Genomic DNA, 24,851 nt, shown 5'->3' on the forward strand with positions numbered 1-24,851 from the left:
AAAGTGCGGTCAATTTTAACCGCACTTTTTCATCAATTTCCGTTTCATCGAAAGCTAAAATTTGCGTTCTTGATTTGCCCGTTGCGTGTTGCAATAGCACTAACGCATCAACTTTACCATTCTCTGTTGGATTTACCTGATTTAAGGCTTGCGCAGCATCGGCAAGCCATTGTTGATAGGTCATTAATTACTCTCAGATAACGCTGCTAATTGATCTGCTTGATATTCAGTAATAATCGGCTGAATAAGCTCGTCAATTTTGCCGTTCATCACTTCATCTAAGCGATAGAGCGTTAAATTGATACGGTGATCTGTTACACGACCTTGTGGGTAGTTATAAGTACGGATTTTATCTGAACGATCGCCTGAACCTAATAAGTTACGGCGAGTATCGGCTTGCTCTGCGGCTTGACGCTCTTGTTCGGCTTGAACAATACGTGAAGCCAATACAGACATCGCTTTAGCTTTGTTTTTATGTTGCGAACGTTCATCCTGACATTCCACCACAATACCTGTTGGAATGTGCATAATACGTACCGCAGAGTCTGTGGTATTAACATGCTGACCACCTGCACCAGATGAACGATAGGTATCAATACGTAAATCTGCTGGATTGATTTCCGGCATTTCAGATTCTGGTAATTCAGGCATTACCGCAACAGTACAAGCAGAAGTATGAATACGACCTTGGCTTTCTGTTTTTGGTACACGTTGTACGCGGTGGCCGCCTGATTCAAATTTTAACTGACCATACACGCCATCACCGCTTACTTTAACGATCACTTCTTTATAACCGCCCTGCTCGCTTTCATTGGCGCTGAGCATTTCAACACGCCAGCGTTTACTTTCAGCATAACGGCTGTACATACGGAATAAATCGCCGGCAAAGATACCCGCTTCATCCCCACCTGTACCCGCACGAATTTCTAAATAGCAGTTATATTCATCATTTGGATCTTTTGGTAATAAAAGAATTTGAAGTTGTTGCTCAACTTCTTCAATTTCGGCTTTGGATTCTTCAATTTCCATTTCTGCCATTTCTTTCATTTCAGGATCATCTAATATCAACTCTGCTTCAGCAATGTTAGAATTAAGCTGATTCCAGCGATTAAAACATTTCACCACATCTTCAAGTTGTGAATATTCTTTAGAATACGCACGAAATTTATCCTGATCTGAAATCACCGACGCATCGCCTAGCAATGCCTCTAATTCTTCATAACGTTCTTTTAAACTTTCAAGTTTTGCAATAATAGAATCTTTCATATTTTTATAAAGTTAAAGCCAAAAATAAAATCGGCCCATTTTAGCCGATTTTAAGGAAAATTGACAGACGCAAAATTTGCCTAAAAATGACCGCACTTTAGATGCGAGTCACATCAAATTTCGCTAAATCAATTCGATCTTCTGTGCCATAAAATTGAGCCAACGCATGACGCAAGGTTTCTGCGCGTTTTGGTAAGCCTTTTTCTGCATAGGTTTTCACTTGCTCATACACCGCTTGCTTAAATGGTTGCGTATCCCCAGGATTGCCATTCAAATTATCCGCACTGGCAAAATAACGAAAACCCGCCGCTGTGGCTAAAATCCATTCCAATGCTTGAGGCTTCACTTCCACCTTCTCAAAATCACGTTGACGCTCTTCAGAACGACCATCCGGCTCATACCAATAGCCAAAATCTTCTAATTTACGACGCTCTTTCCCCGCCACTAACCAATGGGCTATTTCATGTAATGCGCTGCTGTAAAAGCCTCTCGCAAAGTAAATCGCGTTATAAGGCACCTCATCATTTGCAGGAATGTAAATCGGCTCATCCCCACCTTTAACCAATCTCGTATTATATTCTTCTTCAAAACATTGATTAAAAATCGCAATGATGTCCTCAAGTTTATGTTCCATGCTTTCTCCAAATATTTTTATCAATAAAGCCTCTTAAAAGGTTTAAGAATTATCTCATTTTTAATGTTTTTCACAAAATCTTAGGTAAATAAAAACCGTCTGTAAATGCAGACGGCTTTTGATATGAACATAAAAAAGTGTTTGATTAGCTTGAAACGACTTTTATACCTAAACCAACCATAACGACACCTAGTACACGATCGATCCAATGTCCAGCACGTTGGAATTGTCCATTAACGGAAGGAATGGAAAGCAAAAATGCCACCACGGCAAACCACGCAAATTGCAAGACCATCATCCACACCTCGTAAATAGCTAACTGCCACAATGGCATATCAGGGGAAAGCACGACAGTAAACACCGAAACAAAATAAACAGGAGCTTTCGGATTTAATACGTTGCATAAAAAACCTTTCCATAAGGTTTTGAGTGGGCTTTGAGGCGCCACTTCTATTTTGCGAACCTCTGTAACCTCTTTTTTAGCTTTAGCACGTAAACCGTGAACACCTAGCCAAATCAAATAAGCGCCACCCACAATTTTAATTGCGGTGAGTAACCATGAAGCCTGTGCAATCACCACTGCTAAGCCCAAAACGGAATAAGTGATATGTATGCCTAATCCCAACGCAACACCCAATGCACAAATCATTCCCGCTTTGCGACCTCGACTTAATGTCTGTTGAGAAACAAAAATAAAGTCAGGCCCAGGGGAAATAGCGGCTAATAAGTGAATCCCTGTAATTAATAAAAAACCGTGCCAAAATTCCACGTTTTACTCCCATTCGTTATAAACTTTAGAGTAATGATAACAAAACTGTACTCTGGGAAAAACTTTTTGTAGGGATATTGTTGGAATCAGCTTTTAAGTGCGGTCAAATTTCAACGCATTTTTACAAATCCGTTTCAAAAATAGACCGCTATTTACTTTATTTCAATCCTTTTTCTACCAACCAGTTTTCCAGCACATTGGCGATTTCTACGTTATTTGCTTTGGCAAAGGCGAAATCTTCAAATACTACGAAAAAGCCGGCCACCTGCAAGCCTGTGCGGAGGAAATTGAAACGCTGCTGCTGGAAAAATTGGAGCGGTGGGAGACGCTAGAAGCGAAGCTGAACGGGGATTTATTCAGGTACCCTGATGGAGCGTTTGAAAGCCAAAGGCTACCTGAAAAATAAAAAGCAGTCTGCACTTTGGTTTTCCGCGTGCAGGCTGCTTTTATTTGCTAATTACAAAACCGGTAATCGGTATAACCATGCTCCACGCTGCGGAACATTGTGGCACGGTCGGGCTAGTTCAGTTCTGCGCCCAGCTCAAAGTGGCGCGCAAGTCGGGATTGGCCAGAAATGCCGAACCGTAGACAATCAGATTGGCAATGCCTTTTTCCAGTCCCGCCTCGCCTGTGTCGCGGGTAAAACCCGATTTATTACGTTACGTTGTTAACTCAATCACTAGTTGTTAACTCAATCACTATATGTTACATTGGTAATAATCAAACGCATATCGTGTTTGATTAGCTTTTCCAACCCACATAAGGAGTGTTCTATGAAACAAAATGTTATTGTCGCCTTATTTGACGTTCCTAGCGAAGCCTATCAAGCCTTTTCCGAATTGAAGGCCTACACGCAGACTGCCGATACTTTGATTGCCCAAGCCGTCCTGATTAAAAAGGAAAACGGCCTAATTATCCCGGCGGAAAGCACGGACTTTACCGCAAACACCGAAGGAGGGGCTTGGACGGGCGGTCTTATCGGCGCATTGGTGGGCATACTCGGTGGCCCAATTGGCATGCTGCTGGGTGGTACGGCCGGCGCGCTCATCGGCAGCGACGCAGGCACGGCGGCTACTATCGGAGAAGGTCTACTGTTAGAAAATACCGCCCAAAAACTGAATGACGGCAGTACTGCCGTGATTATCCTGGCTCAAGAATCCGACGAATCCGTGTTGGACGGGTTCTTCAACCGCTTCAAAACCGTCATCCTGCGTCAAGATGCCACTGTCGTCCAACGGGACGTGCTGGCTGCCGTAGAAGCACAACGGGAGGTGGAACGCCAAGCGCACGAGGCATGGAAGAAACAGCGCAAAGCCGAATTTAAAGAAAAATTGGAAACCTTCAAAGCCGACATTAAACAAAAATTCGACAAACTAGCCGCCAAACTAAAATAAAGCCTGTTAACTCGACCCCTACCAAATGTAGGGGTTTTTCAATGAACGGGTAAGTTTACAAGTAATATTTTTCAGGCAGCCTTCAAAGCTATCTGAAACCTTGTTTACCCATCAGAAACACCCTGACGAACCATTCAACCTAATTTTGAAGAATCCCAAAAAAGATTTCATGGCGGAAACCCCTAAATTTATTAAAGAATACGACAACAACACGGGCAAAATTCCGTTTGATAAATTCGAGCAGTTCTTCAAAGCGAAATTGAAATAATATGAATAAATAAAAAACCGTCTGAAATGATCGTTTCATACGGTTTTTAAAATGATTAAGTGCGGTCAAATTTCAACGTATTTTTGCAATTAACCAAATACTTTTTCCAAGTGTGCTTGGTAGTCCGCTAAGTATTGTTCTACTTGTGGATTTTTAATTACATCGTTACATAAGAATGTCGGCAGACGAGTCAAGCCGATAAATTCGTTGAGTTTGTGGAAGTGCATGTATAAAGCATCTACACCTTTGCCTTCGAAGAAGTCGCCTTCACGAGTGAACGCTTCAATCGGCGCATTCCAAGTAAGCGAAAGCATGTGTTTTTTGCCTTGCAATAAACCACCTGTGCCATAGCCTTCAGTTGGATTTACACGATGGCGGCCATCACTGTGGTAAAGCTTGCCGTGTCCCGCGGTTAATACTTCGTCTATGTATTTTTTCACTGTCCAAGGTTCGTGCATCCACCAACCTGGCATCTGCCAAATCACAGCATCCATCCACAAGAATTTTTCGATTTCTGCCTCAACATCATAGCCAGAATCAATCACGGTTTCTTTTACATTGTGTCCAAGTGCGGTCAAAACTTCTTTCGCTTTTTTGTGAAGCGTGTGGTTTAACTCACCATGCGAATGACCAAACTCTTTTCCACCGTCTAGTAATAAAATATTCATATTTGCTCCTTTAGCTGATAATTTACCGATTACTAAGCACTTTAGTAATGCAACAATTTAACCAATCAATAAGCTCCAACTATAAAACGTACTACTCAAAATCGAGAGTTTGATAGAAGTTAAAAGCGTAATAAAAAAGCCTTGAAGTCATTATTTTCAAGGCTTTAAAGTCTTTTATAGGACTTGATAGGTTTATTTTGTGGTGGAGCTGGCGGGAGTTGAACCCGCGTCCGAAATTACTCTACCTTCAGTACTACACGTTTAGTCTCGTCTTTAATTTCACTTAAGCATGCGGACAGACACGCTAAACTTAAGCTAGTTTGATTCAATTTAGTGCTTCGATCCTCAAACGGCGGCTTCCACACGATCTCGTTTTGGTTTGACTCCGCTTTATCCCCGTCTTACGAGCGGAAGCTGGGGAGCGAAGGCTATGAGCAGGTTATTAAGCTGCTAAAGCGTATTGTTCGTCGTTTGCGACTATTTTTTTGCGGTTTATTTACGAGGCCTACCGCACCTCGACGTGCACCTTGGGCTTCGCTAATCCCGTCGAATCCAGAATCAGCCCCAAAATTGTTCGGCAGTTTATCAAAAAATCTAAGAAAGGAAAAGAAGCTATTTATTAACCTAAGAAGTTAGGGTAAAATTTTGCCACTTTTTTATAAGGAATCGAATAATGAAAACATTAAAATCTCTGACCGCACTTTCATTAGGTGCATTATGTTTAGCATTTAACACACAAGTTATTGCAAAAGAAGCAACGCCTGCAAAAGCATCACAAGCAACTCAACAAGTGGCAAAAGCGAGTGATAACATCGACAAATACCTTGCCATCAATATTGGTAATCGTGAAATGGTGGTTGATGAAAATGGCCAAGCGTTAAGTGCATTCAAACATGAAATCACTAACATTGGTCAAAAACCAATCAAAAACATTCAATGGGTGGGCGTATATGTGAATAACCGTAAAGTTATTTACAGCCAAGATATGCAAATCAATTTAGAAACTCCATTACAACCAGGCAAATCCATCAATATTAATTTACAAATTCCGTTTGTTCAATTGGCAGAAGACGCACGCAAAGTCTTTATGAACCAACAAGAAAAAATTGATGTTTATCCTATTGAACGCGTCATCCTGTTTGGTGATAAAACCGTTCTCTCAGATCGTTAATTTTCTTATCTAGCCCACGTAATGTGGGCTTTTTAATAACTGTATAGTTGAACAGTTATTTTCTTTTCGATATACTAAAAACACGCCTAATTTTGACCGCACTTACCGCATGAATTCCACCCGAAAAATTATTCACATTGATATGGATTGCTTTTATGCCTCTGTTGAAATCCGTGAAAATCCAACGCTACAGGGCAAACCTGTCGCCGTGGGGGGAAGTTCTCGACAACGTGGTGTGCTTACCACCTGTAATTATGAAGCTCGAAAATTTGGACTACACAGTGCGATGCCGACGGCACAAGCTATCAAAAAATGCCCTAATCTGATTTTAGTACCAGTTAATATGCCGCTTTATAAACAGGTATCTGCACAAATTCATCAGATCTTTCAGCGTTACACTTCTATCATTGAGCCACTTTCCTTAGATGAAGCTTATTTAGATGTCACGGATTGTACACAATGTTCAGGATCCGCCACTTGGATCGCACAAGAAATTCGCCAAGCGATTTTTGATGAGTTAAAACTGACCGCCTCTGCTGGCGTCGCACCGCTTAAATTTCTCGCCAAAATTGCTTCCGATATGAATAAACCGAATGGGCAATTTGTGATTCAACCTCATGAAGTTGAACAGTTTGTAAAAACACTGCCATTGAAAAAAATCCCTGGCGTGGGCAAAGTTACCTCTGAACGTTTATTGAAAATGGGATTAGAAACTTGCGAAGATGTGCAAAAACTCGATCAATCTATTTTGTTAAATATCTTCGGTAAAATGGGTAAGCGAATTTGGGATTTTAGCCATGGCATTGATGATCGTGAAATTCAAGCATATCGAGAACGAAAATCTATCGGTGTAGAACGCACTTTATCTGAAAATATTAGCCATGTTGAACAAGGTATAGCGCTACTAGATAATCTCTATGCTGAGCTTATTCGCCGTATTGAACGAAGCGCGCCGAATGTCCCCTTAACGGCTTTTCGCAAAATTGGGGTGAAATTAAAATTTGAAGATTTTCAGGTGACGACCTTAGAAAAAACAGGCTTGCCTTTATCACTAAAAAGCTTTCAGCAATTACTGGAACAAATTTGGCAACGTAGCCACGGAAAATCCATTCGTCTTGTGGGATTACACGTGACGTTACCGGAAGAAAGCCATTTAGAACAAATGAGCTTATGGTAAAACAAAAAAGAAAATGACCGCACTTTTATTCATTCTATCCCGAGTAGGATAACGAAAAAACAAAAGTGCGGTCATTTTTTTATGAATTTATTGAGTTGGTCGATAAGCCGAGTTCTGTCGTGGACAATCATTCCTCTAGGCGACAAATTACTCTGCCGCTCAAGCAACCTACCCGAACTCTGGACGGGCCACCCATTGAGTTCCTATTTGGTCTTGCTACGAGTGGAGTTTACCTTGCTGCACGTTGTTACCAACGGCACGGTGTGCTCTTACCACACCCTTTCACCCTTACCGTTTTCACGGCGGTCTGCTCTCTGTTGCACTGGTCGTCGGCTCACGCCGCCCGGACGTTATCCGGCACTCTGCCCTTTGTAGCTCGGACTTTCCTCTCGTTTACTTGTCCCACTAGGTCGTGCGAACACGGTTAAGGGCTTCAATAAACCAGCGATTGTCTAACCAACTCGCGGCGTAGTATAGGGGGAATTCAAAGGGCGGTCAAATTTTCATTCTTATTTTTAATAACTTCCGTTAGAATAGCCCCATAAAACACGGTTATTTTCAACCGCACTTCTATCATAAGGATCTCCTATGAATTATTTACAAATCGCACGAGAAACCCTTTCTGTTGAAAGCCAAGCGCTCGCACAACTAAGCCAACGCTTGGATGATGAGTTTTCTCAAGTTGTGGATCTTATTCTTGCTTGCGAAGGTCGTTTAGTCATTGGTGGTATTGGTAAATCAGGGCTAATTGGCAAAAAAATGGTGGCGACTTTTGCCTCAACGGGAACCCCAAGTTTCTTCCTGCACCCGACTGAAGCCTTTCATGGCGATTTAGGTATGTTAAAACCGATCGATATTGTGATGCTGATTTCTTATAGTGGTGAAACCGATGATGTAAATAAACTGATTCCAAGTTTGAAAAACTTTGGTAATAAAATTATTGCCTTAACCAGCAATAAAAACTCGACACTTGCTCGTCATGCGGATTATGTTTTAGATATCACCGTAGAGCGTGAAGTCTGTCCAAACAATCTTGCTCCAACCACTTCTGCGTTAGTCACTTTAGCATTAGGTGATGCCCTTGCCGTTTCATTGATTACTGCTCGTCATTTCCAACCAGCTGATTTTGCGAAATTCCATCCGGGTGGAAGTCTTGGTCGTCGTTTGTTATGCAAAGTAAAAGATCAAATGCAAACTCGCCTACCAATTACGACACCAGAAACCAGCTTCACTGATTGTTTAAGCATTATGAATGAAGGTCGCATGGGTGTGGCATTAGTGATGGAAAATCAACAACTTAAAGGCATTATTACCGATGGTGATGTGCGCCGAGCATTAACCGCTAATGGTGCGGACACGCTTAATAAAACCGCGAAAGAATTAATGACCTCTTCACCGAAAACCATTCATGAAAATGAATTCTTAGCGAAAGCAGAAGACTTGATGAAAGAGAAGAAAATCCACTCTCTTGTTGTGGTCAATGATGAAAATAATGTTGTGGGTTTAGTGGAGTTCTCAAGCTAATGATTAACGAAAAATTAAAGAAAATTAAATTGGTCATCACCGATGTTGATGGCGTATTAACTGACGGACTACTCCATTATGATGCAAATGGCGAAGCCATTAAAAGCTTCCATGTGCGCGATGGACTTGGTGTCAAAATGTTGATGGATGCAGGTATTCATGTCGCCGTATTATCGGGCAGAGATTCTGCGATTCTACGTAAGCGAATTAGTGATCTCGGAATTAAATTGTTCTTTTTAGGTAAGCTTGAAAAAGAAAGTGCTTGTTTGGATCTCATGAAACAAGCTGGTGTTACGGCAGAACAAACTGCCTATATTGGTGATGACAGCGTCGATCTCCCTGCTTTTGCAACCTGTGGCCTTTCTTTTGCTGTGGCAGACTCTGCGCCTTATGTGCAAAATGCTGTGGATTATATACTTTCACTTGGCGGCGGGAAGGGTGCATTCCGTGAAATGTCCGATATGATTTTACATGCTCAGGGCAAAGATGAAGTCTATACTTCAGCCAAGGGCTTTTTAAAATCAGTCAAAAATATGGGTCAATAGCACCACTCAAAACACCTAAAAAAATAACCGCACTTTGATGATTCAAAAGTGCGGTTATTTCTATTTATGTTTTATTGATTTGCCGGTAAAGCACCCGAATTCCAAGTTGGTGCTTCAGCGGGTTTTTTCACTTGCAACATAAAGCGCTGATTTGCCGTTGCTTGTGGTTGAACGATCGTACCCGATGGAGTCGAGAACGAAATTCCACCTTTCAACAATTGCTGTACACTACCGGTATTAAACTCTGCGCCTTTCCAACCAAGGTTGAAATCATAACCTGATGAAACCCAGAACTCTGAATTTTTGCGTACTAAATGTTGATACTTCGGTGTAATCGCAATATGTACCAACACACGATCGCCTAAAGAATTCAATTCAAACTTACGAACGGTTCCCACTTCAACACCGCGATAAAGCACAGGTGATCCTTCCGTTAAATTCATCGCATCACTCGTTTCCAAAATAAATGGCACGCCATTGCTGTATTTATTTCGAGGTTGTGCGGTTTGCGCTAAATTAAACTGTGTTTTTGATGGACCTTTACCTAATTCAATATCAATGTAAGGCTGTAAAAGGCTATCTAAGTTTTCAATTCCACCCGCTGAGATTTGTGGGGAAATCACTTTAAATACCGTCCCCTCTTTTGCAATCATGCCCATATAACTTGGGTTAATTAATGCTTTTGCTGTGATACGATTTGTTTTTTGATCAAGGGCAATCTGCTCAACCTCACCAACATTCATACCAAGATAACGCAAACTCATTCCTTTACTTAAAGCGGTTGCATCATCTGTTATTAACGTAATCACTTGCCCAGCTGATTTAGCTCGAAGTTCACTTGGATAAAGTGTTTTATTTTTGCCTGAACCCGTATTATCAAAACTAATTGCGCCTTTTAATGAACGAGCAACCGGTGAAGCTTGGATACTAATGCCTTTCGGCGTAATATCAATCTGTGCCGCACTTTCAACCCAGAATACGCTTTTATCTGTTAGAAGATCTTGATAAGCCGGATAAATGTACACATCAATATCAAAATTATTGGCTTTTGGTCTTACGTTAATAATTTTACCCACTTCAAACTGACGATAAAGCACCACAGAACCTTTACTAATACTTGGCAAATTCGTGGAATGTAACACAATCGTTGGATTCACTAAGTTGCCCGTAACACCTGTTTCTGCACTGCTAATATCCTTATAAAGTGGATAGGTAGAATGCGGTGCGCCATTTCCTTTTTTCGCTAAGACACGCACGCCACCTTGCAACCATTTTGATGGTGTCGCAGATTCAAAACGTAAGCCATCAATACTCAAACTCACATCAAAATTAGAGGCAGCGACAAACTGAGTGTTTTCATGAATAAGATTGCGATACTCTGACGCAATCGCCACTTCAAATTTGACACCATCAACATTTAAGTGCTGCTTCACAATTTGCCCAATGGCAATATTGTTATAAAACACCGATTGTCCTTCCGCGATACCATAAGTCTCTGGTGCCGTTAAGGTCAAAACCAAGGTATTTGGTGCTTTGAGTAATAACTCATTTTCTCGAATGACTTCGAATTGCGTTTTGCTTTCTCCACTTCCTGGAATAATTTCGAAATAATCACCACGGAAGAATTTCTGTGGATTGGCAATATCACCTAAATCTAACTTGCGACTTTTCAACACAATGTGCGTATTGGTTTTTAAGAGATTAGCCTGACTTGGCTCAATTAATAATGTCCCTTGTAAAATATCTTCATTATTTTCGACGGTTCTTAAAGACGAAAGCAAACCAACTTGCTCATCACCATAATAAACTGAAGTTTGTCCTGCTTGTAAACCTGCTGAAACAGGTAGAGTCACTTCAACTTCAATCCCGCGTTTAGCCGCTTGTAAATTAGAATAAAGGATATAATTGCTATTAGTCACCGCTTGCGGGCTATCTGATGGCGAGTCGAATGATACGGCACCTTGCACCACTGCATTTAAACTTTCCACTGCCACATTCATACCAGATGAATTAATGTTGGCGTTAATACCGCTAATATTCCAGAAACGTGAATCTTTCTTCACAAAATGCGCGAAGGCTTTATCAATCACCACATCAATTTCAACTTTATTGTCTTTATTGAATCGGTAATCATAAATTTTCCCGACTGGCATTTTTTTGAAATACACAGAAGCACCGATCGAAATTGAACCTAAGTCATCTGAAATTAAATGAATTAATAAATCCCCAGGATTGACTTGTGCAATAGGGCCTTGCTCTTCCGCAATAAATTCATCTTCTGAATCACCATCACCTGGTTGGAGGGTAATATAATTTCCTGAAACCAAAGAATCTAAGCCTGAAATACCTGCAAGAGACACACTTGGCTGAACAAGCCAGAACTTGGTATTCTCTTTTAACACTTCTGTTGCTTCAGAATAAATATTTGCCTCAACTTTCACTTTTTGCATATTGTCGGTAAAGTTAACCTTCTTCACGACACCAATTTGCAAACCTTGATAGCGAATAGGGGTTTTATCTGCAACGAGCCCTGCCCCATTAGAGAACGTGATCGTAATAGTCTTTCCTCGTTCTTGTACAATTTGGAAAAATAAAATGGCACCAATACATAATGCGATAAAAGGTAACAACCAAAACGGTGAGATGCGTTTATTCTTACGTAATAACGCTTCTACATTGTTAGATTGCTCATCAATAGATTGAGATTCTGGTTTATTGTTTTCTGTCATAAATTTTCCAAATTAATCGACTATCAAACTGAGAAGTTGAAATCATAGTTAAAAACACTGCTGCACCGAAATAAAATGCCGCAGGGCCTACAGTAAAATTAATAATCTGTCCGCGTGTTACTAGAGACATCATCAAGGCTAACACAAAAAGATCCAGCATTGACCAACGTCCTACAAAGTGAATGATATGTAATAGCCGCATTTGCCATTTAATTGAATGTCTCCATTTAAAATGCACGCTTGCCAGTAAATACAACATAATCAGGATTTTGCTTACGGGCACAAAAATACTGGCGAAGAATACCACGAAAGCAACAAAATAGCTGCCCATGCTTATAAATGACATTACACCCGACATCAAGGTATCTTGTGACAAACTTCCTGTCAAATAAACGCCAGATATTGGGAGCAAGTTTGCAGGGAAAAGCATGATAATCCCCGCCACTAATGTCGCCCAAACACGTTGTAATTTTACACTCTCTGGTATTTCAATAAGCGATGCACAACGTGGGCAAATGGCTCGATGACGGTGATCGTATTGTTGATCTTCTTTTAAAAAAGTGTAATCGCAGGCTGTACAAAGTTCTAAAGGTTTATCGCTTTTGGTAACTGGTTTCTGCTCGGGATAAAAATCATGCCATAAGTCATCTAAATTAATTTTAATGAATAATAACGTGGTTAAAAGTGCAGTAAAAACAAAAGCAATTAAATACACATCCACTTCTAAAGTGGCATATTCGCGCACTTTAAACATGGTAACACCGAGTGCAACTAAATACACATCAAACATGACCCAAGGCTTAATATAACCCACAAATAATAAGACATTACGAGGCTTAATTTTGAGTAATTTAGAAAGCTGCAACATAATGACTAAAATCGCAAAAGAGACAGGCATTAAAACAGCACAGATAAAAATCATAAATGCAGTATAGGAATACCCCTCTACTGCCATTTTCCAAATTCCTTTCCAAACAGAAGCATCAATTTTAGTACCCAGCAAATCTAAGCTCAATAATGGATAACCTAAAGCAAATGGCATTAAAATTAAGATAGAAAGGGCGATTAATGAACAACGTTTAAGTGACCAACGACTTCCTGATTGCAATTTATGATGGCAACGCGGACATTGCGCGTGCTCCCCTTCTTGCGGACGACAAACAGACACCGTTGCATCGCATCCTATGCAACGCACGAGTTTATAAGTGGCATGAGTAAAATCAGGTGTTTTTGTCATTATGTTTTCAGAAATTATAAAAGTGGACTATTTTAGCCTGAATTAAGGGAATTTGTGAAGTTATTCATTAGAGTTAGAAACGGAATTATTCTGTCCAACCATTGTCAATCCTTATAAAAGTGCGGTAAACTGTGCAAGTTTTTATTTTTTATCCTAGGAAAACTCAGAAATGACAGATTCTCAAGTTGAAGCCCAAGCTGAAAATAATGCTGAAGGCGTTCAAAAATTAACTGATACAAAAGCGATTATTGCATATCTTGTGGAAAAATTCCCGCTTTGCTTTGTTGCAGAAGGTGAGGCAAAACCATTAAAAATTGGTCTTTTCCAAGATCTTGCTGAAGCATTAAAAGATGATGAACGTGTTAGCAAAACTCAATTACGTCAGGCTTTACGTCAATACACCTCCAACTGGCGCTATTTACACGGCTGCCGCGAAGGTGCTGAGCGTGTGGATTTATACGGCAATCCTGCTGGTGTGTTAGATGCAGAACACGTTTCTCATGCGGCTCAACAATTAGCAGAAGCAAAAGCCAAATTTGCAGAAAAACGCAAAGCAGAATTAGCAGCGAAAAAAGCACAACAAAAACGACCTGCTCGTAAACCAAATGCAAATCAAGCAACTCGCAAACCAAAAGCACCACAAATGAAACTAAGTGCGGTTGATTTCACGACACTTTCTGCAGGCAGTAAAGTAAAAGTTAAAGTCGGTGAGCAAGCAAAAAATGCGACGGTATTAAATGTAGAAAAAGACGGTGCTCGCGTAGAACTTGAGAATGGTTTAGTGATGACTGTCACCGCAGATCGTTTATTTGCCTAATAATTTATTTCTTATCGGGAAAGGTTAAATGAAATTACATACAACCAAAAGTCTTATTGCGACAGCAATTTTAGGTGCGTTATTTCTTCATTCGTCTGACACATTTGCCGTGCAGCCGAAATTAAAGCAAAGTGATATTACGATTCCTTCCGCAACTGACGCAAACCAGTTAGCAACAAAGCGTGCAACGACACGTTTAACACAATCACATTATCGTAAATTCCAGCTTGATGACGCCTTTTCCGAAAAGATTTTTGATCGTTATATTAAAAGCTTAGATTACAGCCATAACACCTTTTTAAAATCAGATATTGATGATTTACGTGCTAAATATGGTTCTAAATTAGATGATCAACTTAATGAGGGCGATCTTTCAGCTGCATTTGCGATTTACGATCTGATGATGAAACGTCGCTATGAACGTTATGCTTATGCATTATCTTTATTAGATCAAGAACCTGATTTAAAAGGTAATGATCAAATTGAGATCGACCGTGAAAAAGCACCTTTTCCTACAAGCGAAGAAGAAGTAAACAAGCTTTGGGAACAACGTGTTAAAAATGATGTAATCAGCCTGAAATTAAAAGATAAAAAATGGCCTGAAATTAAAGAAAAACTGACTAAACGCTACAATTTAGCCATTCGTCGATTAACTCAAACCAAAGCGGATGACATTGTTCAGATTTATATTAATGCCTTTGCTCGAGAAATCGATCCGCATACAAGCTATCTTGCTCCGCGTACTGCAAAAAGCTTTAATGAAAGCATGAACCTTTCTTTAGAAGGAATTGGTGCGACATTACAATCTGAAGATGACGAAACCAGCATCAAGTCTTTAGTGCCAGGTGCACCGGCTGAACGCAGTAAAAAATTACAAGCAGGCGATAAAATCATTGGTGTTGGCCAAGAAAAAGGCGAAATCGAAGATATTATCGGTTGGCGTTTAGAAGATATCGTTGACAAAATCAAAGGTAAAAAAGGAACAAAAGTTCGTCTTGAAATTGAACCTGCAAAAGGTGGAAAAAGCCGTATTGTCACTTTAGTTCGCGATAAAGTACGTATTGAAGACCAAGCAGCAAAACTCACTGTTTCTAAAGTAGAGGGTGAAACAGTTGGTGTCATTAAAATCCCAAGTTTCTATATTGGTTTAACTGATGATGTGAAAAAATTATTAGTAGATGCTGAGAAGAAAAAAATTGGCGCTTTAATTGTGGATCTTCGTGAAAATGGCGGTGGTGCTTTAACAGAAGCCGTCGCATTGAGTGGTTTATTCATTACTGATGGTCCGGTGGTTCAAGTTCGTGATGCTTATCAACGTATTCGTGTACACGAAGATGACGACAATGCCCAGCAATATAAAGGACCATTATTGGTGATGATTAATCGTTTCAGTGCGTCTGCTTCTGAAATTTTTGCTGCAGCAATGCAAGATTACAACCGTGGTATCATCATTGGGCAAAATACCTTTGGTAAAGGTACGGTACAACAAAGTCGTTCATTAAACTTTGTTTATGATTTAGACCAAACACCACTTGGTGTGTTGCAATACACTATCCAAAAATTCTATCGAATTAATGGTGGTTCAACCCAATTAAAAGGTGTAGCAGCAGATATTAATTTCCCTGAAATTATTGATGCCAAAGAAATTGGTGAAGAAAAAGAAGATAACGCCTTACCTTGGGATAAAATTCCGCCGGCAACTTATTCTGAAACCAATAAAGCGCGTAAAGATGTTGAACCATTAAATGAAAAACATCTTGAGCGTATTGCAAAAGATCCTGAGTTTATTGCGTTAAATGAAGATCTTAAAATCCGTGATGAACGTCGTGAGCGCAAATTCTTGTCATTGAATTTCCAAGAACGCAAAGTGGAAAATGACAAAGATGATGCAAGACGTTTAAAAGATTTAAATGATCGTTTTAAACGTGAAGGTAAAAAAGCATTAAAAGACATTGATGATTTGCCAAAAGACTATGAAGCGCCAGATTTCTTCTTAAAAGAAGCGGAAAAAATGGCAGCTGATTTAGTGAAACTTAATGCTAATCAACAAAAAGTGGATGCTGAAATAAAACAAGAAGCGGCAAAAGCAACAAAATAACGATTATTTTGACCGCACTTTAGCAGATAAAAAACTGAAGTGCGGTTATTTTTTATGAATATTTTTAAAGGTACAGCAATGTTAAAAGGAACAATGAAATTAAGCGCATTAGTCTTATCATTATCAATGATGACGTCAGGTTGTGCATTAGCTGAATGGGCCAAAACAGTTGGACAGCCTCAACAAGCCGAAAATAAAGGCGTTGATATGTCTAAATTAAGTCCAGAAGAGCGAGCAAAACTTGAAGCTGAAATCAAAGAAGATCAAGCTCGTCTTGCCGCTGAAAAGCAAGCGATGCTAGAGATGTCATTAACACATGAAATTGGTGAACAAAATCTACAGTTCAAACCAATTTTGGCTAAATTATATGCCGATAATAAATATGACCTAATGTGGAAAGACAAGGCGGCTGAGAAACAATTCCTACGTGAATATGCAGCTATGGTTGCATCAGGCATTTCTAAACGTTCTGCTCAATCATTAGTTAATTTACATAACGCTGAAAAAACGGGCGGGCTCACCTATGATGTATTGTTAAGTGATGCTTTCCTTGATTACTTGTATTACAGCAAAAATGTAAATCAACAAGCGCAACGTTGGTTATACGCAACGAATGCTTATAAACCAGAATTACCAAATCAAGAAATTATTGACCAATGGCAAAGTGCGGTTAAAAACAATGATGTTTCGGGCTTTGTAAATGGATTATCTAACCATAATCGTTTATACCGTGAAACGGTACAATCGCTACCGTCAATGATTTCAGCTTCAGGTATTTCTGAAATGGGTAAAAAACTTGCCCTTAATGCACAACGTTTACGTGTTATTCCTGATTTTGAAAATGGAATCTTTGTTAATATTCCCAGCTATCAATTGAAATATTATCGTGATGGCAAAGCAATTTTAGAATCGCGCGTTATCGTGGGGAAAAATGAACGTCGTACACCGGTAATGTACAGCCGTTTGAGCAATGTGGTTGTTAATCCACCTTGGAATGCCCCAACACGTTTAATCAATGAAGATATTTTACCGAAATTAAAACGTGACCCAGGCTACGCAGCAGCACACAACTACTCTATTTTGGATGGCAAAGGTAACACTATCGATCCTTACTCTATTAATTGGAGTAGTATTGGTGATAGATTCCCATACCGTATCCGCCAAGCAGCTGGCGATAGTGCATTAGGTAACTATAAATTTAATATGCCAAGCTCTGATGCAATTTATCTTCATGATACCCCAAATCATAACTTATTTAGTAAGAAAGACCGTGCATTAAGTTCTGGTTGCGTGCGTGTAGAAAAATCCGATCAACTTGCTTCTATCCTATTGCAAGAAGCTGGCTGGTCAGAAGATAGAAAACGTAATATCCTAGCAAGCAAAAAAACTACTTCTGCGAACATTCGTACAAATGATCCTGTATTCTTATATTATGTGACTGCATGGGTTGAAAACGGTCAAACACAAGTTTTACCAGATATTTATAAATACGATGATGCAGCAAGTTTTAATGGTATCGACTGGGCTGTTGTGAAAAAATATCTTTAAAAAAATGTTCACACTAGAACTTTTTAAGGAAAAATGTGTCTAGAGTGAAGAATGAATAATAAAAGAGACTAAAAAATGGGTAACATTGACAAAAACCGTCGTAAATGGCTTTCATTAGGTGGCATCGTTTTAGGCGCAAGCATGATGCCTAGTTCGGTGTTAGCGATGGTCTCTACCCCTAAACCTCGCATTCTCAGTTTCTATAATGTCAACACCAATGAACGATTAACTGGTGAGTTTTCTGCAACGACGGGATTTAGTCGTTCAATACTTGGCAAGCTTGATTACTTTATGAGAGATCGCCGTACAGATCAAGTACATCGAATGGATCCGAGCCTTTTCATGAAATTTTATCAGTTACAAAGTAATTTAGGTTTACGCACTGCACAAATTGATGTGATTTGTGGCTATCGTAGTGCAGCAACAAATGCCATGCGCCGTAGACAAAGTCGTGATGTAGCAAGCAATAGCTATCATATTAAAGGCCAGGCTATCGATTTTAGAATCCCTGGTGTACCTTTAGCAAGATTACGCCAAGCGGCTGAAAATCTTGATAGCGGTGGTGTAGGATATTATCCGTATAGTAATTTTATTCACGTGGATACTGGCCCTGTAAGAACATGGCGTGGTGCATAAAAAACAGTTTTATTTTAGACCGCACTTTAGTGCGGTTTTTTGTTATCAACGATAAGGAAAAAAGATGAATATTGAAATTATTCCAGTTACAGCCTTTCAGCAAAATTGCTCACTTATTTGGGATGATGAAAAAAATGCGGCAATTATCGATCCTGGTGGTAATGCGGAAAAGCTTATTCAACGTATTGAGGAATTAGAATTAAACCTAAAAGCAGTCTTATTAACGCATGGTCATCTTGATCATGTAGGGGCAGCTGAAGCGATTCGCGATCATTTTAACATTGAAATCTGGGGCTCACAGGAAGAAGATCGTTTCCTATTTGAAAGTCTACCACAACAATCTCAGCAGTTTGGCTTACCTTATATTTCCGCGTTTACGCCAGATCGCTGGTTTAATCAAGAAGGGGAAAAAATTCAAATTGGCACATTTACCTTTGAAATTCTTCACCTTCCTGGTCATACACCTGGCCATGTTGGTTTTATTGAACACGAAAAAAATATCGCCTTTACCGGTGATGTCCTTTTCCAAAACAGTATTGGTCGTACAGACTTCCCTCGCGGGGATTTCGATACATTGATCTCATCAATCAAGAATAAATTATTTACATTAAATGATGATATGCTTGTCATTGCGGGACATGGTCCTTACACAACCATTGGACAAGAAAAACGAAGCAATCCGTTTTTGAAGTAAAAATCTGAATTTAGGGTAAAAAAAGCTCCTAATTTCTTAGGAGCACCAAAAAGGAATTTATGAATAAAATCTCTAAAGTTTAGCTTTATCAAAGGAATCTCGATAAAACGCTAACGATTATATTGACATATTATGACAAATGCAAGCTTTTTCTTTACACTAATTTACAAATCTTTACAGTTTGCTATTTTTATAACCACTTCGACGGCTTTTTCCATCCCTTCAAGGGTCACTAATTCATGTTTGCTATGGAAATTATAGCCACCAGTAAAGATATTTGGACAAGCTAAGCCTTTTTCCGCTAAAAATGCCCCGTCGGTTCCACCCCGTATTGGTTTGTGATTTGGTGTTATACCACAAGCTTTCATTGCCGCATCCGCGAGCTTAATAGCCTGTGGGACATTTTTGACTGTGTCATACATATTTTTATAACTGTCTTCAATCACACATTCCACAGGGTCTTTTAGGCTTTTCTCTCTATTAAATTTTTCCACCAGTTGATAAATAAACGCCTTACGTTGCTCAAAATTAGCTTGGTCAAAATCTCGAATCAGATAATGTAATTCAACTTTCTCAATATCCCCTTTAAAATCATCTAAATGGAAAAAACCTTCTTTTCCTGATGTTTTTTCGGGAACATCATCTTTTGGAAAGCCTTGTTGAAACTCACAAGCTAAGGTAAGCGCATTCACTAATTTGTTTTTCGCATAACCAGGGTGGATACTCCGACCTTTAAAGGTGATTTTTGCCGTTGCGGCATTAAAATTCTCATACTCGAGCTCACCCACTTCCCCACCATCAATGGTATATGCCCAATCACAAGAAAAATCATCCAATGGGAAATAATGCATTCCCAAACCAATTTCTTCGTCAGGCGTAAATGCCACTCGAATATTACAATGTGGTATATTTCCCCGTTGCAAGACAGAAAGTGCGGTCATAATTTCTGCGATTCCGGCCTTATTATCTGCACCAAGTAAAGTGGTTCCATCTGTCACAATCAAAGTTTTGCCAATAAGCTGATGTAAAAATGGATAATACACGGGGCTAATAAACTCTTCCCCTAAACCTAATGCGATATCTCCCCCCCGATAGTTTTCGATCACTTCTGGTTGAACATTTTTACCACTGCATTGTGGTGAGGTATCTAAGTGGGAAATAAAACCTATGGTTTGTGTTAAATTAGGATGATTTGAGGGTAAATAAGCCGTTACGACGGCATGCTTAGTCACATTGACATCTTGTAAACCAAATTCAATTAATTCTTGCTGCAAATGCAAAGCTAATTTCATTTGTCCTGGCGAACTAGGTGAATGTTTTGCGGACGATTTAGATTGCGTATCAAACGCGACATAAGTTAAAAATCGCTGTAATAATTCATTGTTATTATGTTCTTCCATTTTAAAATTCTCCTTTATATCGGCACTAGTCTAATCCCAAAATTCGTTACAGTTCTTGATATATAACAATAAAGTAGAGAGTTATAAGATTTTCTGAAAAAAGTGCGGTCAAATTTTCGATAATTTTTTCCTAAAAACACGATTAAATCCTTTTCATCATTAACAATTCGCTATATCATATCCTTTCAATTTTATGTCGCCCCTGCATCATTTTTTGCAGGTTTATTTCTACTCAGTACCAATCAAATTGGTGAAATTAGGGAGAAAACCAAAGCTAGTGGAAAATCTGGTTCAAAACAAGCCTATTATTGAGCTTCGTTCTATCAAAAAATCCTATGGTTCCAACACAATCATTAATGATTTCAATCTAACCATTAATAACGGTGAATTCGTCACAATTCTTGGCCCTTCTGGCTGTGGTAAAACTACAGTTTTGCGTTTATTAGCGGGTTTAGAAGAATTAGATGAAGGTCATATTATTTTGGACGGTGAGGACATTACTAATGTTCCGGCGGAAAAACGCCACATTAACACCGTATTCCAAAGTTATGCATTATTCCCGCATATGACTATTTTTGATAACGTGGCTTTTGGTTTGCGTATGCAAAAAGTGGCAGAAAGCGAGATTAAACCTCGTGTTCTGGATGCATTGCGTATGGTGCAATTAGAAGAAATGGCCGACCGTAAACCAGCTCAACTTTCTGGTGGTCAGCAACAACGTATCGCGATTGCTCGTGCTGTTGTGAATAAGCCAAAAGTGTTGCTACTTGATGAATCTTTATCTGCGCTGGATTATAAGTTACGTAAACAAATGCAAAACGAACTTAAACAATTACAGCGTCAACTTGGCATTACCTTTATTTTCGTTACTCACGATCAAGAAGAAGCGATTACCATGTCTGACCGTATCGTCTTATTACGTAAAGGTAAAATTGCACAAGATGGTTCACCACGTGAAATCTATGAAGATCCAGCCAACTTATTCGTCGCTCGTTTCATCGGTGAAATCAACGTATTTGATGCAACTGTAATTGAGCGTAAATCTGATGATGAGCTACTTGCTAATGTAGAAGGTCGTGTATGTGATATTCACACCAGTATTTCTGCTGAAAAAGGTCAAAAACTACAAGTATTATTACGTCCTGAAGATATTGTGATTGAAGAGCTTGACGAAAATGAGCACTCAAATGCAATTATTGGTCGCATTGTGGATCGTACCTATAAAGGGATGACGCTTGAGTCTACCGTAGAATTTGATCATAACGGCAAACGCGTATTAGTGAGCGAGTTCTTTAACGAAGATGACCCACATATGGATCACAGCGTTGGTCAACGTGTAGGTATTACATGGCACGAAGGTTGGGAGGTTGTACTCAACGATGAAGATAATCAATAATAAATTCCAGAAAATTACTGTTGCAATTATCTTCAGTTGGTTAATCTTCTTTGTGCTAATTCCAAACTTATTAGTATTAACCGTAAGTTTTTTAACCCGAGATGGTAGCGACTTTTATGCTTTGCCATTTACTTTAGATAACTACGCGAACCTGTTTAATCCGCTTTATGCACAGGTTGTGTGGAACTCATTGTATATGTCTGGCATTGCGACGATTATTTGCTTACTCATTGGCTATCCATTTGCCTTTATGGTCAGCAAAATTAATCCAAAATATCGTCCATTTTTGTTATTCCTCGTGGTATTGCCATTCTGGACAAACTCACTTATTCGTATCTATGGAATGAAAGTATTCCTTGGTGTGAAAGGTGTGTTAAATACCATGTTAATGGATATGGGCATTTTGAGTGAGCCTATTCGTATTTTAAATACAGAAGTAGCTGTAATCATTGGTTTAGTGTATCTCCTTTTACCATTTATGATTCTACCGCTCTACTCTGCTATTGAAAAATTAGACGGACGTTTATTAGAAGCGGCAAGAGATTTAGGCGCGAATGCGGTTCAACGTTTCTTTCGTGTGATTTTGCCATTAACCATGCCAGGTATCGTAGCAGGTTGTTTATTAGTATTACTACCTGCAATGGGTATGTTCTACGTAGCTGACTTACTTGGTGGTGCGAAAGTATTATTAGTTGGTAACGTGATTAAGAGTGAGTTCTTAATTTCTCGTAACTGGCCATTTGGTTCGGCAATCAGTATCGGCTTAACCATCTTAATGGCATTGTTGATTTTCGTTTACTATCGTGCAAATAAATTGTTGAATAAGAAAGTGGAGTTAGAATAATGAGTCGTTTACTACGTAATATTTTTATGTTTGTGGTATACGCTTATTTGTATATCCCAATTATTATCTTGGTGACTAACTCCTTCAACGAAGACCGTTATGGTTTAAGTTGGAAAGGCTTTAGTTGGAACTGGTATGAGCGTTTATTTAATAACGATACCTTAATCCAAGCAGCATTCCACTCTGTCACGATTGCTTTCTTTGCAGCAACCTTAGCAACTATTGTGGGTGGTTTAACCGCGATTGCGCTTTATCGCTATCGTTTCCGTGGTAAACAAGCGGTAAGTGGTATGTTATTTATCGTCATGATGTCACCAGATATCGTAATGGCGGTTTCTCTACTTGCCTTATTCATGGTTGTAGGAATTTCGCTTGGTTTCTGGTCATTATTATTGGCGCACGTAACATTCTGTTTACCTTACGTTACCGTAACGATTTTCTCGCGTTTAAATGGCTTTGATGCAAGAATGCTTGAAGCGGCAAAAGATTTAGGTGCGAGCGAAGTCACCATTTTGCGTAAAATTATCCTACCGCTTGCCTTACCGGCTGTGGTATCTGGTTGGTTATTAAGCTTTACTATTTCATTAGATGATGTTGTCGTATCGTCTTTCGTAAGTGGTGTGAGCTATGAAATCCTACCATTGCGTATCTTCTCACTTGTAAAAACAGGTGTAACACCAGAAGTAAATGCGTTAGCAACGATTATGATTGTACTTTCATTAGGATTAGTCATTTTAAGTCAATTAGTTACACGCAAAAATAATCATTAAACATTGATATAAAAAGGTTTCACAAATCTTTTAAGATCAAATAAAATACGCCTTGACGCACAATCAAGGCGTTTTTTTATACCTGCATAAATGCAGGTGGTTTTTTACCCCTCTTTTACGGAGAACAAAGAAAAATGAAAAAATTTGCAGGTTTGCTTACTGCCGGTTTAGTTGCCGCTACATTAACTGCTTGTAACGACAAAGAAGCCAAGTCTGATGCAACAAAAGCACAGGCTCCAGCAAATGATACTGTGTACTTATATACTTGGACTGAATATGTACCAGATGGTCTTTTAGATGATTTCACAAAAGAAACTGGTATCAAAGTTATCGTAGCAAGTCTCGAATCCAATGAGACCATGTATGCCAAAATGAAAACCCAAGGTGATGCAGGCGGTTATGATGTTATTGCGCCATCTAATTACTTTGTATCTAAAATGGCACGCGAAGGCATGCTACAAGAATTAGATCACAGTAAATTACCTGTTATCAAAGAATTAGACCCTGATTGGCTCAACAAACCTTATGACAAAGGCAATAAATACTCACTTCCTCAGTTGTTAGGTGCACCAGGTATTGCATTTAATACCAATACCTATAAAGGCTCTGACTTCACTTCTTGGGGGGATTTCTGGAAACCAGAATACGCAAACAAAATCCAATTATTGGATGATGCGCGTGAAGTATTCAATATTGCATTATTAAAAATTGGTCAAGATCCAAACACCAAAGATCCAGCAATTATCAAGCAAGCTTACGAAGAGTTGTTAAAATTACGTCCAAACGTACTTTCTTTCAATTCAGATAACCCTGCAAACTCTTTCATCTCTGGTGAAGTAGAATTAGGTCAGTTATGGAATGGTTCTGTACGTATCGCGAAAAAAGAACAAGCGCCATTAAATATGGTGTTCCCAAAAGAAGGTCCTGTTCTTTGGGTTGATACTTTAGCGATTCCTAAAACCTCTAAAAACCCAGATGGTGCACACAAGTTAATTAACTACTTATTAGGTGCAAAAGCAGCGGAAAAATTGACTTTAGCGATCGGTTACCCAACAGCTAACCTAGAAGCGAAAAAAGTCCTTCCAAAAGAAATCACTGAAGATCCATCTATTTATCCACCAGCAGAAATTCTTCAAAAGAGCTACTGGCAAGATGATGTAGGTGATGCAATCCAATACTATGAACAGTATTACCAAGAGTTAAAAGCAGCAAAATAATGCGCTCTCAAGTGATAACAAAAAGTGCGGTCAAATTTGACCGCACTTT

Annotated in this window: 22 protein-coding genes, 2 other RNA genes and 1 pseudogene; 15 read left to right on the forward strand and 10 right to left on the reverse strand. The window is 39.2% G+C overall.

The genetic code is table 11. The annotated features are described in order from the left end of the window. The 4 genes and pseudogenes from HMPREF3263_RS05240 to HMPREF3263_RS05255 form a co-directional block, all read right to left on the reverse strand. Positions 1–184: pseudogene (locus HMPREF3263_RS05240) on the reverse strand (protein-(glutamine-N5) methyltransferase, release factor-specific); the annotation flags it as partial. Beyond that, positions 184–1,266: a peptide chain release factor 1 gene (gene prfA, locus HMPREF3263_RS05245; RefSeq protein WP_070853064.1), complete on the reverse strand. Its 1,083-nt coding sequence runs from the start codon at positions 1,264–1,266 to the stop codon at positions 184–186. The pseudogene HMPREF3263_RS05240 and the gene prfA, both read right to left, overlap by 1 nt. 97 nt (positions 1,267–1,363) lie before the next feature. Further along, on the reverse strand, positions 1,364–1,900 hold the full coding sequence (locus HMPREF3263_RS05250) for an elongation factor P hydroxylase (RefSeq protein ID WP_049371211.1): 537 nt from the start codon (positions 1,898–1,900) through the stop codon (positions 1,364–1,366). Positions 1,901–2,045: 145 nt separating this feature from the next. Further along, on the reverse strand, positions 2,046–2,669 hold the full coding sequence (locus HMPREF3263_RS05255; protein ID WP_070853065.1) for a LysE family translocator: 624 nt from the start codon (positions 2,667–2,669) through the stop codon (positions 2,046–2,048). A 368-nt stretch (positions 2,670–3,037) separates the two neighbouring features. Between HMPREF3263_RS05255 and HMPREF3263_RS10795 the strand changes: the two genes are divergently transcribed. Further along, the gene (locus HMPREF3263_RS10795; protein WP_218117720.1) at positions 3,038–3,340 is read left to right on the forward strand and encodes a hypothetical protein; all 303 of its coding nucleotides are present in this window, start codon (positions 3,038–3,040) and stop codon (positions 3,338–3,340) included. A gap of 102 nt (positions 3,341–3,442) precedes the next feature. Continuing rightward, positions 3,443–4,063: a DUF1269 domain-containing protein gene (locus HMPREF3263_RS05265; RefSeq protein ID WP_070592276.1), complete on the forward strand. Its 621-nt coding sequence runs from the start codon at positions 3,443–3,445 to the stop codon at positions 4,061–4,063. A 357-nt stretch (positions 4,064–4,420) separates the two neighbouring features. Here the strand turns inward: HMPREF3263_RS05265 and HMPREF3263_RS05270 are convergent, their stop codons facing one another. Continuing rightward, positions 4,421–4,999 (reverse strand): NAD(P)H-dependent oxidoreductase, encoded by a 579-nt coding sequence (locus HMPREF3263_RS05270; RefSeq protein ID WP_005698586.1) that lies wholly within the window; start codon positions 4,997–4,999, stop codon positions 4,421–4,423. Between the two features lie 200 nt (positions 5,000–5,199). Beyond that, positions 5,200–5,565: a transfer-messenger RNA gene (ssrA, locus tag HMPREF3263_RS05275) on the reverse strand. 107 nt (positions 5,566–5,672) lie between these two features. Here ssrA and HMPREF3263_RS05280 point away from each other — a divergent pair. Next, complete coding sequence (locus HMPREF3263_RS05280; RefSeq protein ID WP_049384967.1) at positions 5,673–6,170, forward strand: hypothetical protein; 498 nt, start codon at positions 5,673–5,675, stop codon at positions 6,168–6,170. A 109-nt stretch (positions 6,171–6,279) separates the two neighbouring features. Further along, entirely contained in the window at positions 6,280–7,347 is a 1,068-nt protein-coding gene (gene dinB / locus HMPREF3263_RS05285; protein ID WP_070853066.1) for a DNA polymerase IV, read from the forward strand. A gap of 87 nt (positions 7,348–7,434) precedes the next feature. Here the strand turns inward: dinB and rnpB are convergent. Further along, positions 7,435–7,811: RNase P RNA component class A (gene rnpB / locus HMPREF3263_RS05290), an RNA gene on the reverse strand. A gap of 124 nt (positions 7,812–7,935) precedes the next feature. On the opposite strand from rnpB, the gene HMPREF3263_RS05295 reads away from it, so the two are divergent. Together HMPREF3263_RS05295 and HMPREF3263_RS05300 are read left to right on the forward strand one after the other, a co-directional pair. Continuing rightward, positions 7,936–8,871, forward strand: coding sequence for a KpsF/GutQ family sugar isomerase (locus tag HMPREF3263_RS05295; protein WP_070775477.1), 936 nt, complete (start codon positions 7,936–7,938; stop codon positions 8,869–8,871). After that, positions 8,871–9,416, forward strand: a complete 546-nt coding sequence (locus HMPREF3263_RS05300; RefSeq protein ID WP_070853067.1) for a KdsC family phosphatase — start codon at positions 8,871–8,873, stop codon at positions 9,414–9,416. The genes HMPREF3263_RS05295 and HMPREF3263_RS05300 overlap by 1 nt, the downstream gene beginning before the upstream one ends. A 71-nt stretch (positions 9,417–9,487) precedes the next feature. Here the strand turns inward: HMPREF3263_RS05300 and HMPREF3263_RS05305 are convergent, their stop codons facing one another. Then, on the reverse strand, positions 9,488–12,145 hold the full coding sequence (locus HMPREF3263_RS05305) for a PqiB family protein (RefSeq protein ID WP_070853068.1): 2,658 nt from the start codon (positions 12,143–12,145) through the stop codon (positions 9,488–9,490). Next, a complete protein-coding gene (locus HMPREF3263_RS05310) occupies positions 12,129–13,382 on the reverse strand; it encodes a PqiA/YebS family transporter subunit (protein ID WP_070853069.1) in 1,254 nt (417 codons plus the stop codon). The genes HMPREF3263_RS05305 and HMPREF3263_RS05310 overlap by 17 nt, the downstream gene beginning before the upstream one ends. A gap of 169 nt (positions 13,383–13,551) precedes the next feature. Between HMPREF3263_RS05310 and proQ the strand changes: the two genes are divergently transcribed. The 5 genes from proQ (at position 13,552) to HMPREF3263_RS05335 (ending at position 19,175) form a co-directional block, all read left to right on the forward strand. Then, positions 13,552–14,199, forward strand: a complete 648-nt coding sequence (gene proQ / locus HMPREF3263_RS05315; RefSeq protein ID WP_070853070.1) for an RNA chaperone ProQ — start codon at positions 13,552–13,554, stop codon at positions 14,197–14,199. A 28-nt stretch (positions 14,200–14,227) separates the two neighbouring features. After that, positions 14,228–16,297 (forward strand): carboxy terminal-processing peptidase, encoded by a 2,070-nt coding sequence (prc, locus tag HMPREF3263_RS05320; protein WP_070853071.1) that lies wholly within the window; start codon positions 14,228–14,230, stop codon positions 16,295–16,297. Positions 16,298–16,375: 78 nt separating this feature from the next. Then, positions 16,376–17,845 (forward strand): L,D-transpeptidase family protein, encoded by a 1,470-nt coding sequence (locus tag HMPREF3263_RS05325; protein ID WP_005699445.1) that lies wholly within the window; start codon positions 16,376–16,378, stop codon positions 17,843–17,845. A gap of 75 nt (positions 17,846–17,920) precedes the next feature. Then, on the forward strand, positions 17,921–18,481 hold the full coding sequence (locus HMPREF3263_RS05330; protein ID WP_005698502.1) for a peptidoglycan L,D-endopeptidase MepK: 561 nt from the start codon (positions 17,921–17,923) through the stop codon (positions 18,479–18,481). Positions 18,482–18,545: 64 nt separating this feature from the next. Continuing rightward, positions 18,546–19,175, forward strand: coding sequence for an MBL fold metallo-hydrolase (locus tag HMPREF3263_RS05335; RefSeq protein WP_005698525.1), 630 nt, complete (start codon positions 18,546–18,548; stop codon positions 19,173–19,175). 164 nt (positions 19,176–19,339) lie between these two features. Here the strand turns inward: HMPREF3263_RS05335 and pepT are convergent, their stop codons facing one another. Further along, on the reverse strand, positions 19,340–20,575 hold the full coding sequence (pepT, locus tag HMPREF3263_RS05340; RefSeq protein ID WP_005698590.1) for a peptidase T: 1,236 nt from the start codon (positions 20,573–20,575) through the stop codon (positions 19,340–19,342). A gap of 277 nt (positions 20,576–20,852) precedes the next feature. Here pepT and potA point away from each other — a divergent pair, with 277 nt between their 5' ends. From potA to HMPREF3263_RS05360, 4 genes are all read left to right on the forward strand, one after another. Beyond that, complete coding sequence (gene potA / locus HMPREF3263_RS05345; protein WP_005698520.1) at positions 20,853–21,971, forward strand: spermidine/putrescine ABC transporter ATP-binding protein PotA; 1,119 nt, start codon at positions 20,853–20,855, stop codon at positions 21,969–21,971. After that, positions 21,955–22,815: a spermidine/putrescine ABC transporter permease PotB gene (potB, locus tag HMPREF3263_RS05350; RefSeq protein WP_005698572.1), complete on the forward strand. Its 861-nt coding sequence runs from the start codon at positions 21,955–21,957 to the stop codon at positions 22,813–22,815. Before potA ends, potB begins: the two co-directional genes overlap by 17 nt. Beyond that, positions 22,815–23,585: a spermidine/putrescine ABC transporter permease PotC gene (gene potC, locus HMPREF3263_RS05355; protein WP_005695832.1), complete on the forward strand. Its 771-nt coding sequence runs from the start codon at positions 22,815–22,817 to the stop codon at positions 23,583–23,585. Before potB ends, potC begins: the two co-directional genes overlap by 1 nt. A 134-nt stretch (positions 23,586–23,719) precedes the next feature. Beyond that, positions 23,720–24,802, forward strand: a complete 1,083-nt coding sequence (locus HMPREF3263_RS05360) for an extracellular solute-binding protein (RefSeq protein ID WP_005698550.1) — start codon at positions 23,720–23,722, stop codon at positions 24,800–24,802. The last annotated feature ends 49 nt before the right edge of the window (positions 24,803–24,851 follow it).

Source organism: Haemophilus sp. HMSC61B11 (assembly GCF_001838615.1).
GTDB classification, from domain to species: domain Bacteria; phylum Pseudomonadota; class Gammaproteobacteria; order Enterobacterales; family Pasteurellaceae; genus Haemophilus_D; species Haemophilus_D parainfluenzae_AD.

What these genes read in the sequence shown, in the direction of transcription:
- HMPREF3263_RS05330 (WP_005698502.1), top strand. Translation starts at nt 17,921, where the DNA reads ATGGGTAACATTGACAAAAACCGTCGTAAATGGCTTTCATTAGGTGGC.
- HMPREF3263_RS05250 (WP_049371211.1), bottom strand. Translation starts at nt 1,900, where the DNA reads ATGGAACATAAACTTGAGGACATCATTGCGATTTTTAATCAATGTTTT.
- HMPREF3263_RS05270 (WP_005698586.1), bottom strand. Translation starts at nt 4,999, where the DNA reads ATGAATATTTTATTACTAGACGGTGGAAAAGAGTTTGGTCATTCGCAT.
- HMPREF3263_RS05300 (WP_070853067.1), top strand. Translation starts at nt 8,871, where the DNA reads ATGATTAACGAAAAATTAAAGAAAATTAAATTGGTCATCACCGATGTT.
- HMPREF3263_RS05310 (WP_070853069.1), bottom strand. Translation starts at nt 13,382, where the DNA reads ATGACAAAAACACCTGATTTTACTCATGCCACTTATAAACTCGTGCGT.
- HMPREF3263_RS05305 (WP_070853068.1), bottom strand. Translation starts at nt 12,145, where the DNA reads ATGACAGAAAACAATAAACCAGAATCTCAATCTATTGATGAGCAATCT.
- potB (WP_005698572.1), top strand. Translation starts at nt 21,955, where the DNA reads ATGAAGATAATCAATAATAAATTCCAGAAAATTACTGTTGCAATTATC.
- HMPREF3263_RS05335 (WP_005698525.1), top strand. Translation starts at nt 18,546, where the DNA reads ATGAATATTGAAATTATTCCAGTTACAGCCTTTCAGCAAAATTGCTCA.
- potC (WP_005695832.1), top strand. Translation starts at nt 22,815, where the DNA reads ATGAGTCGTTTACTACGTAATATTTTTATGTTTGTGGTATACGCTTAT.
- proQ (WP_070853070.1), top strand. Translation starts at nt 13,552, where the DNA reads ATGACAGATTCTCAAGTTGAAGCCCAAGCTGAAAATAATGCTGAAGGC.
- prc (WP_070853071.1), top strand. Translation starts at nt 14,228, where the DNA reads ATGAAATTACATACAACCAAAAGTCTTATTGCGACAGCAATTTTAGGT.
- HMPREF3263_RS05265 (WP_070592276.1), top strand. Translation starts at nt 3,443, where the DNA reads ATGAAACAAAATGTTATTGTCGCCTTATTTGACGTTCCTAGCGAAGCC.
- HMPREF3263_RS05280 (WP_049384967.1), top strand. Translation starts at nt 5,673, where the DNA reads ATGAAAACATTAAAATCTCTGACCGCACTTTCATTAGGTGCATTATGT.
- HMPREF3263_RS10795 (WP_218117720.1), top strand. Translation starts at nt 3,038, where the DNA reads ATGGAGCGTTTGAAAGCCAAAGGCTACCTGAAAAATAAAAAGCAGTCT.
- prfA (WP_070853064.1), bottom strand. Translation starts at nt 1,266, where the DNA reads ATGAAAGATTCTATTATTGCAAAACTTGAAAGTTTAAAAGAACGTTAT.
- HMPREF3263_RS05325 (WP_005699445.1), top strand. Translation starts at nt 16,376, where the DNA reads ATGTTAAAAGGAACAATGAAATTAAGCGCATTAGTCTTATCATTATCA.
- pepT (WP_005698590.1), bottom strand. Translation starts at nt 20,575, where the DNA reads ATGGAAGAACATAATAACAATGAATTATTACAGCGATTTTTAACTTAT.
- HMPREF3263_RS05295 (WP_070775477.1), top strand. Translation starts at nt 7,936, where the DNA reads ATGAATTATTTACAAATCGCACGAGAAACCCTTTCTGTTGAAAGCCAA.
- HMPREF3263_RS05360 (WP_005698550.1), top strand. Translation starts at nt 23,720, where the DNA reads ATGAAAAAATTTGCAGGTTTGCTTACTGCCGGTTTAGTTGCCGCTACA.
- dinB (WP_070853066.1), top strand. Translation starts at nt 6,280, where the DNA reads ATGAATTCCACCCGAAAAATTATTCACATTGATATGGATTGCTTTTAT.